This is a genomic window from Pseudomonas sp. H3(2019) (genome assembly GCF_007713465.1).
Taxonomy (GTDB): Bacteria; Pseudomonadota; Gammaproteobacteria; order Pseudomonadales; family Pseudomonadaceae; genus Aquipseudomonas.
Genome location: NZ_VMSG01000028.1, coordinates 1 through 14,212, shown reverse-complemented (window position 1 = coordinate 14,212; position 14,212 = coordinate 1). Strand labels below are relative to the sequence as shown.

Sequence of the window (14,212 nt, the reverse complement as noted above, 5' to 3'; positions counted from 1 at the left end):
GGTTTTAACCACCATAGCGCAACGCGGTCCATTGTGGCGAGGGAGCAAGCTGCCTCGCCACAAGGTTGCGCCTGGTTCAGGGTTTAGCTTGGCGTTTCCTGACCAGCCTCATCACCACTACAAAAAATACCGGCACAAACACCACCGCCAGGGTCGCGGTGATCATCCCGCCGATCACGCCGGTGCCGATCGCTTGCTGACTCGCCGAGCTGGCACCGGTGGCTATCGCCAGCGGCACCACGCCAAGGATGAACGCCAGCGAGGTCATGATGATCGGCCGCAGGCGCAAGCGTGCGGCTTGCACCGTGGCGTCGATCAGGTCATGGCCTTCGTCGTACAGGCTCTTGGCGAATTCGATGATCAGGATCGCGTTTTTCGCCGACAGACCAATGATGGTGATCAGTCCGACCTTGAAGAACACGTCGTTGGGCATCCCGCGCAAGGTCACGGCCAGCACCGCGCCGAGCACACCCAGAGGCACCACCAGCAGCACCGAAGTCGGGATCGACCAGCTCTCATACAGCGCCGCCAGACACAGGAACACGATCAACAATGACAGGCCGAGCAGCATCGGTGCCTGGCTGCCGGACAGCCGCTCCTGCAACGACAAACCGGTCCATTCCTGGCCCAATCCAGCCGGGCCTTGCGCGACCAGGCGCTCGATTTCCGCCATCGCTTCGCCGGTGCTGCGACCAGGCGCCGGCTCACCGGAAATGCTGATGGCCGGGTAACCGTTGTAACGCGTGAGCTGCGCCGGGCCCTGGGTCCATGTGGCCTGGACGAATGCTGACAACGGCACCATTTTTCCGGCGTTGTTGCGCACATGGATCTTCAGCAAATCGGCCACCTGGCTGCGTTGGTCGCCCTCGGCCTGAACCACCACCCGCTGCATCCGCCCCTGATTGGGGAAGTCGTTGATGTACGCCGACCCCACGGCGGTGGACAGCACGTTGCCGATATCGGCGAAGGAAACGCCCAAGGCATTGGCCTGTTTGCGGTCCACGATCAGTTGCACTTGTGGGGCTTCAGCCAGGGCGCTTTCGCGCACGTTCATCAGGATCGGGCTTTTTTCAGCCGCCGCCAGCAAGGCACTGCGCGCTTGCATCAACGCGGCATGACCCAGGCCACCGCGGTCTTGCAGGCGGAACTCGAAACCGCTCGACGTACCGAGGCCGTCAACCGGAGGCGGCAGTATCGAGAAGGCCACGGCGTCCTTGATCTGGCTCAGGGCAATGTTGGCGCGGTCGGCAATCGAGGCCGCCGAGTCATCGCTGCCGCGCTCAGACCAATCCTTGAGCGTGGTGAATGCCAGGGCAGCGTTCTGGCCGCTACCGGAGAAGCTGAAGCCGAGAATCACCGTGCTGTCGCCGACACCCGGTTCAGTGGCGTTGTGCGCTTCGATCTGCTCGACCACCTGCACCGTACGGTTCTTGCTGGCTCCCGGTGGCAGTTGAATGTCGGTGATGGTGTAGCCCTGGTCTTCGACCGGCAGGAAGGACGAGGGTAGGCGACTGAAACAAAACACCAGGCCGATCAACAGCACGCCATAGACCAGCAGATAACGACCACTGCGTTTCAGCGCGTAGACCACCCAGCGCTGATAACCCTCGGTCATCTGCTCGAAGCGCTGATTGAACCAGCCGAAGAAACCGCCCTTGGCGTGATGTTCACCTTTGGCAATCGGTTTGAGCAGCGTGGCGCAGAGTGCCGGGGTGAGTGTCAGGGCCAGGAACGCCGAAAACAGAATCGATGTGGCCATCGACAGCGAGAACTGCTGGTAGATCACCCCGACCGAGCCCGGCATGAACGCCATCGGGATAAACACCGCCACCAGCACCAGCGTAATACCGATGATCGCCCCGGTGATCTGGCTCATGGCTTTGCGCATTGCTTCTTTGGGCGACAGGCCTTCGTTGACCATGATCCGCTCGACGTTCTCGACCACGACGATAGCGTCGTCGACCAGAATGCCGATCGCCAGGACCATGCCGAACATGGTCAGTACGTTGATCGAGAAACCCAGCGCCAACATGGTCGCAAAGGTGCCCATCAACGCCACGGGCACCACCAACGTCGGGATCAGCGTGTAGCGGATGTTCTGCAGGAACAGGAACATCACCGCGAACACCAGCAGCATCGCCTCGCCGAGGGTGTAAACCACTTTGGTGATCGAGACTTTGACAAACGGCGAGGTGTCGTACGGAATCTTGTATTCGACGCCGGCCGGGAAGTAGCGCGCCAGTTCGTCCATCTTCTCGCGCACCAGCGTTGCGGTGCTCAAGGCGTTGGCGCCGGGCGACAGTTGCACGCTGACCGCTGTCGACGGTTTGCCGTTGAGGCGGGTGGAGAACTGGTATTCCTGGCTGCCGATTTCGACCCGTGCCACGTCCCCCACGCGCACCGTGGAGCCGTCGGGGTTGGCCCGCAGCACAATGTCGGCGAACTCTTCGGGGGTCGACAGTTGACCTTTCACCAGCACCGTCGCGGTGATTTCCTGGGTGGTGCGAGCCGGCAAGTCGCCGATGCTGCCGGCCGAGACCTGGGCGTTCTGCGCCACAATCGCGGCGTTGACGTCGGCCGGGGTCAGGTTGAAACCAATCAGTTTCTGCGGGTCGATCCAGATCCGCATGGCCCGCTCGGCGCCATACAGCTGAGCCTTGCCGACGCCGTCCAGACGCTTGATTTCGTTCATCACGTTGCGCGCCAGATAATCGCTGAGCGCCACGTCATTGAGCTTGCCGTCGCTGGAGGTCAGGGTGATCAGCAGCAGGAAGCCGGCCGAGACTTTCTCGACCTGCAAACCTTGTTGGGTCACCGCTTGCGGCAGGCGCGACTCGATCACCTTGAGCCGGTTTTGCACATCGACCTGAGCCATTTCCGGATCGGTACCGGGCTGGAAGGTGGCGGTGATGGTCGCGGTGCCAAGGCTGCTCTGGGATTCGAAATACAGCAGGTGATCGGCACCGTTGAGCTCGCCCTCGATCAGGCTGACCACGCTTTCGTCGATGGTTTGCGCCGAGGCGCCCGGGTACACCGCATAGATCTCGACCTTCGGCGGTGCAACGTTGGGGTACTGCGCGACGGGCAGCTGCGGGATAGCCAGCGCACCGGCCAACAAGATAAACAGTGCGACCACCCAGGCGAACACCGGGCGGTCGATAAAGAATTGCGGCATAAAGTCTGCGTCCTGCCTACTGCCCGGTGACCTGGGCAAGGGGAAGAGGGGTGTCGTCGATTTCTACTTTTTCGCCGGGACGGGCGTGCTGCAGGCCTTCGATGACAATGCGGTCGCCGGGCTTGAGGCCGCCGGTGACGATCCAGCGATCGTTCTGCACCTGGCCGAGCTGCACCGGTTGCTGGCTGACACGGGCGTCGGCGTCGAGCAACAGCACCTGAGCAATGCCGGCGCTGTCACGCAGGATCGCCCGTTGCGGCACGCTGATACCGTGCTGATTCACCGCTTGCTCCAGGCGCACCCGGATGAAGCTGCCCGGCAGCAAGTCGAGGTCCGGGTTGGGGAACTCGCTGCGCAGAATGATCTGGCCAGTACCCGGGTCGACACTGATGTCGGCGAACAGCAGCTTGCCGGGCAATGGGTAGAGACTGCCGTCGTCCTGAATCAGCGTGGCTTTGGCCTGATCCTGGCCGACCTGCTGCATCTGCCCGGCACGAAACGCCCGGCGCAACTCGTTGAGTTCGCGGGTCGACTGGGTCAGGTCGGCGTGGATCGGGTCCAGCTGCTGGATCAGTGCTAATGGCGTGCTTTCGTTCTGCCCGACCAGCGCGCCTTCGGTGACCAAGGCACGGCCAACCCGCCCGGAAATCGGTGCGGTGACAGTGGCGTAACCGAGGTTCAGTTTCGCCCGTTGCACAGCCGCCTGATTGGCCGCGACATCGGCGGCGGTCTGCCGGACGGCGGCGCGGGCGTTGTCGTAATCCTGGCCGCTGATGGCATTGCCTTCGATCAACTGCGCGTAACGCTGCTCTTGCAAGCGCGCCTGAAAGGCGTTGGCCTCGGCTTTGCGCAGCGCCGCCTGGGCGCTGTCCAGATCAGCCTTGAACGGTGCCGGATCGATGCGAAACAGCACGTCGCCCTGTTTGACGTCGCTGCCTTCGCGGAAGGTCCGTTGCAGGACCACGCCGGCCACCCGGGCGCGGACTTCGGCGATCCGCGGCGCGGCGATCCGCCCACTCAGTTCGCTGCTGATCGACAGTGGACGGGCTGAGAGGGTTTCGATCCGCACCGTGGCCAGCGGCGCTGTTTCTTCGGCAGTGGAGGACTTGTCGCACGCGCTCAGCGTCATTGCCAAGGCAATCAGGCCGAGCTTCGCAAACAGGTTCTTTGACATGTGAATACCTCAATAATGACCCCGACATGCTACGGGGAGGGGACGAGGGTAGCGGTGAAGCTTTGTAGGTGCTGTGTGAAATTGTGTAAGGGTTTTACTCGCGAGTGCGTGAGGGCGTATATCCTTGGGCGCTTGATTCCTTTTGCGACTGACCGGCCGCCATCGCGAGCAAGCTCGCTCCCACAGTTGATCGGGGTATCCACAAAATCTGTGATCACATCAAACCCCTGTGGGAGCGAGCTTGCTCGCGATGGCGGTGTATCAAACGCCACTGCACTTTCTGGAAACACCCATGCCCAACATCCTCCTGGTCGAAGACGACTCCGCACTCTCTGAATTGATTGCCAGCTACCTTGAACGCAATGGCTATCAGGTCAGCGTGATCAGCCGTGGCGACCATGTGCGCGAACGGGCACGGGTCGATCCGCCGGATCTGGTGATCCTCGACCTGATGCTGCCGGGCCTCGATGGCCTGCAGGTCTGTCGCTTGCTGCGCGCCGATTCGGCGACTCTGCCGATCCTGATGCTGACGGCCCGCGACGACAGTCACGACCAGGTGCTGGGGCTGGAGATGGGGGCCGACGATTACGTCACCAAACCGTGCGAGCCACGGGTATTGCTGGCGCGGGTGCGGACCTTGCTGCGGCGCAGCAGCCTGAACGAACCGCAGACCGCCAGTGACCGGATCCTCATGGGCAACCTCTGCATCGATCTGTCGGAGCGCACCGTGACCTGGCGCGAGCAGTTGGTCGAACTGTCCAGTGGCGAATACAACCTGTTGGTGGTGCTGGCTCGCCACGCCGGCGAAGTGCTCAGCCGCGACCAGATCCTGCAACGCTTGCGCGGCATCGAATTCAACGGCACCGACCGCTCGGTGGACGTGGCGATTTCCAAGCTGCGGCGCAAATTCGACGACCATGCCGGCGAAGCGCGCAAGATTAAAACCGTGTGGGGCAAGGGCTATCTGTTCAGCCGCTCCGAGTGGGAATGCTGAACATGCTGCGCATTCTGATTCGCCTCTATCTGATCACCATCGTCACCTTCAGCGCGGCGATCTATTTCATCCCGGATCTGGTGATCAAGGCATTTCATGAGCGATTCGTGAACTACAACCTTGATCAGTCGCGAGGCTTGCAGAAGCTGATCACCCAACAGTTTCACGGGGTGCCGACCGAGCAATGGACCCATCTGGCGGCGCAGCTGGACCAGGACTTCAGCCCGCTGAACGTGGCACTGGTGCGCAATGACGATGCGGATTTCACGCCCTACGAGCGTGAGCGACTGGAGCGCGGTGAAAACGTCATCCGCATCGGCGACTGGGGCTGGCGCACGCTGGCGGTGTCACCGCTGGATCAGCAACTGTCGGTGAAACTGGTGGTGCCGCCGGATCCACTGGACGTCAATTTGTTGTACTGGAGCATCAACGTACTGATCGGCGGCGCGCTGCTGGCATGTCTGTTGATCTGGCTGCGGCCACACTGGCGCGATCTGGAACGCCTGAAAAATACCGCCGAGCGCTTTGGCAAGGGGCACTTGAGCGAGCGCACACAGATCCCGCCGAGTTCGAACATTGGCAGCCTGGCCAACGTTTTCGACACCATGGCCGGTGATATCGAAAACCTCCTGAACCAGCAACGTGATTTGCTCAATGCGGTGTCTCACGAATTGCGCACGCCGTTGACCCGACTGGACTTTGGCCTGGCACTGGCATTGTCCGACGACTTGCCGGCCGCCAGCCGCGAGCGTTTGCAGGGGTTGGTTGCACACATTCGTGAACTGGATGAGCTGGTGCTGGAGTTGCTTTCCTACAGCCGTCTGCAGAATCCGGCACGGGTGCCGGAGCAGGTGGATGTGTCGCTGGATGAGTTTATCGACAGCATTCTGGGCAGCGTCGATGAAGAACTGGAGTCGCCGGACATCGTCATCGACGTCTTACTGCACGGCCAGCTCGAACGCTTCAGCCTCGACCCGCGCCTGACCGCCCGAGCGATCCAGAACCTGCTGCGCAACGCCATGCGCTACTGCGAAAAACGCATTCAGATCGGCGTGCAGGTTTGCCCGAAAGGCTGTGAAATCTGCGTCGACGATGATGGCATCGGCATTCCGGAAGACGAACGCGAGCGTATCTTCGAACCGTTCTATCGCCTGGACCGCAGCCGCGACCGCGCCACGGGCGGGTTTGGCCTGGGGCTGGCAATCAGCCGTCGGGCGCTGGAAGCCCAGGCCGGCACGCTGACAGCCGAAACCTCGCCGCTAGGCGGGGCGAGGTTCCGGTTGTGGTTGCCGACACTGGTTTGAGCGCCTGAAGACTGATCGTTCCCACGCAGAGCATGGGAGCGATAAATTCACCGTATGTCTGTAGTCGCCTTAATCCGCAGGCAACAAACGCTGGCGGCAATCGAGCGTCAGGCGGGCGCCGCCGAGTTCGCTGCTGCCGACGTCCATAGCGAATCCGTGAAGGTTCACGATAGCCGCGACAATCGATAAGCCGAGGCCGAAGCCCCCATTTTTGGCGTTGTCGTCGACGCGATAGAAACGCTGAAACACCGCCGTGCGTTTGTCCGCCGGGATGCCTGGCCCGGAGTCGAGGACCTCGATGCGTGTGCTGCCGGCGTTGTTGCCCGCTCGCACAATGACCTGACCGCCCGCCGGGGTGAACTTGATCGAGTTGCTCAGCAAGTTCGACAAGGCTTCAAACAACAACGCCCGGTCGCCGGTCAGCGCTGGCAAGGTTAGCGGTGCTTGCAGGCTCAAGGTCAGTTGACCTTCTTCGGCCAGCGGCAGGTAAAAATCGTGCAGCTCCTGCAGCAACGGCAACGGATCGAACAGCACAAAGCCCGAACGCCGTTGCTGATCCTCCAGCTCGGAAATCCGCAGTAGCCCGCGAAAGCGCGCCATCAGGGTGTCGGTCTCGGCGATCACCTGATCCAGCTGCAACGCCTCGGCAGAACCTTCGACGGCCTGCTGTTGAATGCGGTAAAGCTGCGCGCGCAGCCGGGTGAGCGGGGTGCGCAGGTCGTGGGCGATGTTGTCGCAAACGCCCTTGACCTCGTTCACCAGGCGCTCGATGCGTTCGAGCATGGCGTTGACGATGGCCGCGAGCATGTCCAGCTCATCGCGGCGGCTGGACAGCGGCAAACGGTGGTTCAGGTTGCCGGCGACGATGGCTTCGGCGCTCGCCTGCAAGGCGCGAATCCGTTGTAACGGCCGACGGCGCAACAAGTGCCAACCGGCGATGCCGGGGATGATGGTCAGCGAGACTCCCCAGAACAGGGCATGCAGGATGATCCGCGTGACCGCGAACAACGAACCGTTGTCACGCACCAGGACCAGCCAGCGGCCATCCTGCGTGTGGGTCGCCACCGCGTCGCAACTGTCGGACGGCAGGCTGGCGTCATCCGGGTCGGCGCAGTCGCCCAGTGAATGGATCTTGCCGTCCAGCGGCAGGCCGGAGGGGATCTTGCGGATCAGCCCGTGCAGAGGCCGATGCTGTTCGTCGAACAGCCCGTAGGCGTCGATACCGCGCTGGTCGAAGGTGATGCTGGCGATCAGTGCCTCATCCAGCTGGTCGCCGTGGAAGCGTGAAAACAGGTGCTGGCGTTGCATCAGCGAATGTTTGGCAAGGTTCTCCAGATAGCTGGAAACCTCGTAATACATCACCCCCATGAGCAGACAGCTCCAGACCACGAACAGCGCACTGTAGAGCGCCAGCAAACGGCTGCTGGAGGAGCGCCAGCCTTTAGACGGGTTCAGCAATGACATAACCCGAGCCTCGCACAGTCCGTATCAGCGGCAGTTGGCCCGGTGGGTCGATTTTTTTGCGCAGACGTCCGATGTGCACATCGATCAGGTTGGTGCCAGGGTCGAAGTGATAGCCCCAGACCTCTTCGAAAATCATCATTCGCGAGAGGATCTGCCCGGTATTGCGCAACAGAAACTCCAGCAATTTGTATTCGGTCGGCAGCAGGCTCAGCAACTGTCCGCCGCGACTGGCTTCGCGGCTGATCAGGTTGAGCTCGAGGTCGGCCACGCGCAGCGTCGTGGTGTGGTCCTTGACGGTGTTTTGGCGTCGCAGCAGGACTTCGACGCGGGCGGCCATTTCATCGGTGGCAAAGGGTTTGGTCAGGTAATCGTCGCCGCCGGCGCGCAAGCCGCGAACACGCTCATCGACGTCAGACAGGGCGCTGATCATCAGAATCGGCGTCGACACGCCCATGGTTCGCAAGGTAGTGACAATCGCCAGGCCATCGAGCTCCGGCAGCATGCGGTCAAGGGTGATCAGGTCGTAATCACCGCTGACCGCCCGCGCCAGGCCTTCTCGACCATTGGCAACCCAGTCCACCTGCAAGCCATGGCTGCTCAGCTCGGCAACGATCTCCCGTGCGGTGACGGCGTCGTCTTCAATGGTCAGGATTCGGGTCATGGGGCTTGCCTGAGAATAAGTGAAATGCACAAGTGGCAGTGTGCCAAGAAATGTCGGCGAAGGTTCTAAAAAAACTTTCATGCAGGGTAGATCGACTTCAGACAGACACGAATTTTCATCGCCTGTGACAGAAGGAGGCGCGGTACGGTTCACTGGCCTGGATCAATATTCCGCTCTGGCATATCACGTAACGTAAAAGATCAAGGGCCTTGTAGCGCCGTCAGCTACATTGCCTCGGCGCAGCGATGTTGCGTCATTGCACGACTGCAACGTGATGCTGACTGACACCCTTCAATGACTTTTCACGGATGAAACATGCCATGCAACGCCTAGACCGTACCTTTGATATCCAGCCGCTTGTGCGGGCAGATATGACCATCGAACTCAATGGCCAGCCGGTCAGCGCCGCGATCGGCGAAACCGTGTTGACGGTCATTCAAGCCCTTGGCATGCGTCAGGTCGCACGTAACGATCACGATCAGATCGGCGGGGCCTATTGCGGCATGGGCGTATGCCAATGCTGCCTGGTGAAAATCAACGGTCGGCACAAACGCCGCGCCTGCCAGACGCTGGTGCAGCCGGGCATGCGGGTCGAAACGGCGGTCAACCGCATTGCCGAGCAGGAGGCATTATGAGCCTGCATCCAGTCATCGTCGGCGGTGGCCCGGCGGGTATGTCGGCGGCCATTGAACTGGCCAGACACGGCGTGCACTGCACCTTGCTCGAAGAAGCTTCCCGATTGGGCGGCGTCGTTTATCGCGGGCCGTTGCGCGACGGCGTACAGCTGGATTATCTGGGGCCGCGTTACGCCGAGGCTCTGGCCAAGTTGCATGGCGACTTTCAGGACCGTTGTGCGCTGATCGATGTGTGTTTGAACACTCGGGTCATCGGTGCGCAAGGTACTCGGGCATTGGTCATGCTGGACGCTGATGAGCGCGTGCAGGAAATCACCTACCCGCAATTGTTGCTCGCCGCCGGATGCCATGAGCGCAGCGTGCCGTTCCCCGGCTGGACGTTGCCGGGGGTGATACTGCTGGGCGGTCTGCAACTGCAAATCAAGAGCGGCGTGGTCAAGCCGCAAAGCCCGGCGGTGATCGCCGGCACCGGTCCGTTGTTGCCGCTGGTTGCCTGTCAATTACACGCCAGCGGGGTGAAGGTCGCCGGTGTGTTCGAGGCCTGCGCGTTCGGCAAGATTGCCAAGGAAAGCCTGGCACTGCTGAACAAACCGCAGCTGTTCCTCGACGGGCTGAGCATGCTCGCCTATCTGAAACTGCACCGAATTCCGATGCGTTACGGTTGGGGCGTGGTCGAGGCGCAAGGCGAGGGCGAGTTACGCAGCGTGACAGTCGCACCATATTCCAGCAACTGGCAGCCAGACCTGAGTCGCGCCGAACAGGTGCCGGCGCTCACCCTGGCGGTGGGCTATGGCTTTATTCCGCGTACCCAGCTCAGTCAGCAAATGGGCCTGGAACATGGTTTCAGCGATGACGGTTATCTGCGCGCCACAGCCAATATCTGGCAGCAAAGCAGCGAACCGCACGTTCACCTGGCCGGTGACATGGGCGGGATTCGCGGTGGTGAGGCGGCGATGCTCAGCGGTCGAATCGCTGCGCTGTCGATCCTTGTGCAGCGCGATGTGCTGAGCACCGAAAAGGCGCTGCACTTGCGCGAGCGCTATCTGGCGAAACTCAAGTCCATCGTGCGCTTTCGCGCGGCGGTGGATCGCTATACCGAGCGCGGTGCCGGGCAGACGGCGTTGCCGGCTGCCGATACGGTGATCTGCCGTTGTGAAAACGCCACCCGGGCGGACATCGATCGGGCGCTGTCCCAAGGCGTTCAAGACATGGCCAGCCTGAAAATGCGCACGCGGGTGAGCATGGGCGATTGTCAGGGGCGGATGTGTGTCGGTTATTGCAGCGACCGCTTGCGGGAAGCCACCGGGCACCAGGATGTAGGTTGGTTGCGGCCGCGTTTCCCCATCGAGCCGATTCCTTTTTCGGCTTTCCAGAACCTCGGCACGGATGCGTTGAATCATGACTAAGTTCTACGATGTGGTGATTGCCGGTGGCGGCGTGATCGGGGCTTCTTGTGCCTATCAACTGTCGAAACGCAAAAATCTGAAAGTCGCGCTGATCGACGCCAAGCGCCCCGGCAACGCGACCCGCGCGTCGGCCGGCGGCCTGTGGGCGATTGGCGAGTCGGTGGGGCTGGGCTGCGGGGTGATCTTCTTTCGCATGATGTCGGCCAACCGCAAGCGCGAAACCCAGGGCACGGCGGTGGCGGTCGACTCCAGTACGCCGCACATCCTGCCGGACTCGTTCTTTGACTTTGCCCTGCAATCGAATGCGATGTACCCGGACCTGCACCGCGAATTGCAGGAGAACCACGGTATGGACTTCAAGTTCGAAAAAACCGGGCTGAAGTTCGTGATCTATGACGATGAGGACCGCTTGTACGCCGAGCACATCGTTGCCTGCATCCCACACCTCGCCGATCAGGTACGCTGGCTTGACCAGGCCGCGTTGCGTGAGACCGAGCCGAGCGTCAGCCATGAGGCGCGTGGGGCGCTGGAGTTTCTCTGCGACCATCAGGTCAGCCCGTTTCGTCTGGCGGACGCTTATACCGAAGGTGCCCGGCAGAATGGTGTCGACCTGTACTTCAACACCAATGTCACAGAGGTGTTGCGCCAAGGGTCGCGGGTGGTCGGGGTGCAGACTGCCGAGGCCGGCAAGTTCCGTTGCGACACCTTGATCAACGCCGCCGGTGCCTGGGCCGCAGAGCTCAGCCTGAAAGCCACGGGCATCAGCATTCCGGTGAATCCGGTCAAGGGCCAGATTTTGCTGACCGAGCGCATGCCGAAGATCTTGCGCGGTTGCCTGACCACCAGTGATTGCTACCTGGCGCAGAAGGACAGCGGCGAGATTCTGATCGGCAGCACCACCGAAGACAAAGGCTTCGACGTGACCACCACCTACCCGGAAATCCATGGGTTGGTGCAAGGTGCAATCCGCTGCATTCCAGAGCTTGAACACATCAATCTCAAGCGCTGCTGGGCGGGGTTGCGGCCGGGCTCGCCGGATGAACTGCCGATTCTCGGGCCGATGAAAGGGGTGCAGGGTTATCTCAATGCCTGCGGGCATTTCCGCACCGGCATCCTGACTTCGGCGATCACCGGTGTGTTGCTCGACAAACTGGTGAACAACGAAGCGTTGCCGCTGGACATCACACCGTTCCTGGCGGATCGGTTTGAAGTGCAGAAACCGGCCGTGGTCAAACAGGCAGAAATGGCCTGAATTGGCTCAGGCGTTCTGCGAGCACTGGCAACAGCTGTTCGCAGGACGCTTCTATTTTCATGTCCAGCAACTCATCGGCGCGGGTCTTGCCCAGATTGATGGCGATCAACGGTTTGCCGCGGTCGGCGATCACCCGACACAGGCGAAACGCCGAAAACGCCATCAACGACGAGCCCACCACCAGCATACCCGCTGCCTGTTCGGCAGCGGCCATGGCCTTGGCGGCGGTGGTCTGCGCGACATTTTCACCGAAAAACACCACGTCCGGTTTCATTCGCTCACCTTCGCAGTTTGGGCAACGGGGGACTTGAAAGTGCGACTCGAAGGCCGGGTCGAGCAGGGCGTCACCATCGGGTGCCTGAACTGCATCGACACCCGCCAGATAGGGGTTCTGTGCTTCCATGAGGCGCTGGATCGAGTCCCGGTCACTGCGTTGGCCGCAATCCAGGCACAACACCCGGTGCAAGCTGCCATGTAATTCGATCACGTCCGGGCTGCCAGCCTGATCGTGCAAGGTGTCGACATTCTTGGTGATCAGCCCGGCAATCTGCCGCTGCGCTTGCAACGTGGCCAAGGCTTCGTGGGCGGTATTCGGCCGTGCTTGCCGAACCCGTGGCCAACCGAGCATCGCCCGTGCCCAGTAACGCTGGCGCGACTCGGGCGCTTTGAGGAACTCCTGATACATCATCGGCTGCCGGCCGCGCCGCACCCCATCGGTATCGCGGTAATCGGGAATGCCCGACGCCGTACTGATACCGGCGCCCGTGAGCACCAGCAATGGCTGCTCGACCATCAGGTTCTGAAGGTGGTCAAGCTGTTTGCGGATGGGGCTGTCGAACATGGTCAGCGCTCCGGTTGCCGGGTTTCACAACACGATGCAGGATAGTTGTTATTCGGTCTACTGCGAGGGGGGGGTGGCAGTTGAGCGAAAAACTGTGCTCTGACGTGCGTCTGTGACGTCTAGCGTCTGTGTCCCCGCGGTGGTACGGGGCGTGAATTCGGAAGCCGGCATGCAAGCGTTGTTGAACGAGATTCTTGACACGGTTCGCCCCCTGATCGGACAGGGCAAGGTGGCTAATTACATTCCTGCGCTGGGCAGTGTGCCGGCCGATCAGTTGGGCATTGCGGTGTATGGCAATGACGGCGAGCTGTATTGCGCTGGCGATGCCCACACACCGTTTTCAGTGCAGAGCATTTCCAAAGTGTTCAGCCTGGTGCAGGCCATTGAACATTCCGGTGAAGCGATCTGGGAGCGACTCGGTCACGAGCCTTCCGGTCAGCCGTTCAACTCGCTGGTGCAGCTGGAGTTCGAACGCGGTCGACCGCGCAATCCGTTCATCAATGCCGGGGCGCTGGTGATCTGTGACATCAACCAGTCACGCTTTGCCGCGCCAGCGCTGTCGATGCGCGATTTTGTGCGTCGGTTGTCCGGCAATCCGCAAGTGATGGTCGACGGTAAAGTCGCCGAGTCGGAATACCAGCATCGTGCGCGTAATGCGGCCATGGCCTACCTGATGCAGTCGTTCGGCAACTTTCATAACGATGTGGAAGCAGTGCTGCGCAGCTATTTCAGCCATTGTGCGCTTCGCATGAGCTGTGTCGATTTGGCTCGTGCCTTCTGTTTCCTGGCCAATGACGGGTTCTGCAAGCACAGCGGCGCACAGATCCTCACGGCGCGTCAGACCAAACAAGTCAACTCGATCATGGCCACCAGCGGTCTGTATGACGAGGCTGGCAATTTCGCCTATCGCGTTGGTCTACCGGGCAAGAGTGGCGTGGGCGGTGGCATCGTGGCCGTGGTGCCGGGGCGCTTTACCGTGTGTGTCTGGTCACCGGAACTGAACCCGGCAGGTAACTCGCTGGCCGGCATGGCGGCGCTGGAGTTGCTGAGTGAGCGCATTGGCTGGTCGGTGTTCTAGTGCTCGGGTTGCTCGTTCCCACACTCTGCGTGGGAACGAGCAGCGTGTTGACGTATTACTGCGGTGAATCAGGTGGATCGAGGTGGTCCAGCGCGCGATTCACCGCTAACTCGGCCAGGGAAATCATCTGCTGAATCGCCAGTGCGGTATTGCGCTTGGGGCCGTCGAGGTCGAACGCCAGGTCGCTGGCCATGACATTGGCCGAGGCGAGGGTTTCGCAGGCGTGGG

12 protein-coding genes are annotated in these 14,212 nt (G+C 61.4%); 6 read left to right on the top strand and 6 right to left on the bottom strand.

Going from position 1 to position 14,212, the window contains the following annotated elements; translation table 11 throughout:
- Positions 1 to 76: 76 nt before the first annotated feature.
- Both FPT12_RS23310 and FPT12_RS23305 read right to left on the bottom strand, forming a co-directional pair.
- Positions 77 to 3,175, bottom strand: a complete 3,099-nt coding sequence (locus FPT12_RS23310) for an efflux RND transporter permease subunit (protein ID WP_145020612.1) — start codon at positions 3,173 to 3,175, stop codon at positions 77 to 79.
- 16 nt (positions 3,176 to 3,191) lie between these two features.
- Positions 3,192 to 4,349, bottom strand: coding sequence for an efflux RND transporter periplasmic adaptor subunit (locus FPT12_RS23305; protein WP_145020610.1), 1,158 nt, complete (start codon positions 4,347 to 4,349; stop codon positions 3,192 to 3,194).
- A gap of 292 nt (positions 4,350 to 4,641) precedes the next feature.
- Between FPT12_RS23305 and FPT12_RS23300 the strand changes: the two genes are divergently transcribed.
- Positions 4,642 to 5,343, top strand: coding sequence for a response regulator transcription factor (locus FPT12_RS23300; protein ID WP_071550451.1), 702 nt, complete (start codon positions 4,642 to 4,644; stop codon positions 5,341 to 5,343).
- Positions 5,344 to 5,345: 2 nt separating this feature from the next.
- Positions 5,346 to 6,647, top strand: a complete 1,302-nt coding sequence (locus FPT12_RS23295; protein WP_145020607.1) for an ATP-binding protein — start codon at positions 5,346 to 5,348, stop codon at positions 6,645 to 6,647.
- A 69-nt stretch (positions 6,648 to 6,716) separates the two neighbouring features.
- Here the strand turns inward: FPT12_RS23295 and FPT12_RS23290 are convergent, their stop codons facing one another.
- Both FPT12_RS23290 and FPT12_RS23285 read right to left on the bottom strand, forming a co-directional pair.
- Positions 6,717 to 8,111, bottom strand: coding sequence for a HAMP domain-containing sensor histidine kinase (locus FPT12_RS23290; RefSeq protein ID WP_145020604.1), 1,395 nt, complete (start codon positions 8,109 to 8,111; stop codon positions 6,717 to 6,719).
- Positions 8,089 to 8,772 carry a response regulator transcription factor gene (locus FPT12_RS23285; RefSeq protein WP_145020600.1) on the bottom strand — a complete coding sequence of 228 codons (684 nt, stop codon included), beginning with the start codon at positions 8,770 to 8,772 and terminating at the stop codon, positions 8,089 to 8,091. The genes FPT12_RS23290 and FPT12_RS23285 overlap by 23 nt, the downstream gene beginning before the upstream one ends.
- 320 nt (positions 8,773 to 9,092) lie before the next feature.
- Between FPT12_RS23285 and hcnA the strand changes: the two genes are divergently transcribed.
- Genes hcnA through hcnC form a run of 3 tightly spaced genes read left to right on the top strand, consistent with a single transcriptional unit; the run spans position 9,093 to position 12,065 of the window.
- Complete coding sequence (gene hcnA, locus FPT12_RS23280; RefSeq protein ID WP_145020597.1) at positions 9,093 to 9,407, top strand: cyanide-forming glycine dehydrogenase subunit HcnA; 315 nt, start codon at positions 9,093 to 9,095, stop codon at positions 9,405 to 9,407.
- Entirely contained in the window at positions 9,404 to 10,813 is a 1,410-nt protein-coding gene (gene hcnB, locus FPT12_RS23275) for a cyanide-forming glycine dehydrogenase subunit HcnB (protein ID WP_145020594.1), read from the top strand. Before hcnA ends, hcnB begins: the two co-directional genes overlap by 4 nt.
- Positions 10,806 to 12,065, top strand: coding sequence for a cyanide-forming glycine dehydrogenase subunit HcnC (gene hcnC / locus FPT12_RS23270; protein ID WP_145020590.1), 1,260 nt, complete (start codon positions 10,806 to 10,808; stop codon positions 12,063 to 12,065). The genes hcnB and hcnC overlap by 8 nt, the downstream gene beginning before the upstream one ends.
- On the opposite strand, the gene FPT12_RS23265 is transcribed toward hcnC, so the two are convergent.
- Positions 12,043 to 12,906, bottom strand: a complete 864-nt coding sequence (locus FPT12_RS23265) for an NAD-dependent protein deacetylase (protein ID WP_145020588.1) — start codon at positions 12,904 to 12,906, stop codon at positions 12,043 to 12,045. The genes hcnC and FPT12_RS23265 overlap by 23 nt on opposite strands.
- Positions 12,907 to 13,075: 169 nt before the next feature.
- On the opposite strand from FPT12_RS23265, the gene glsB reads away from it, so the two are divergent.
- On the top strand, positions 13,076 to 13,984 hold the full coding sequence (glsB, locus tag FPT12_RS23260; RefSeq protein WP_145020585.1) for a glutaminase B: 909 nt from the start codon (positions 13,076 to 13,078) through the stop codon (positions 13,982 to 13,984).
- Positions 13,985 to 14,039: 55 nt separating this feature from the next.
- Here glsB and FPT12_RS28080 read toward each other — a convergent pair.
- A partial coding sequence (locus FPT12_RS28080; RefSeq protein ID WP_256676845.1) for a DUF6124 family protein occupies positions 14,040 to 14,212 on the bottom strand: 173 nt, incomplete at its 5' end.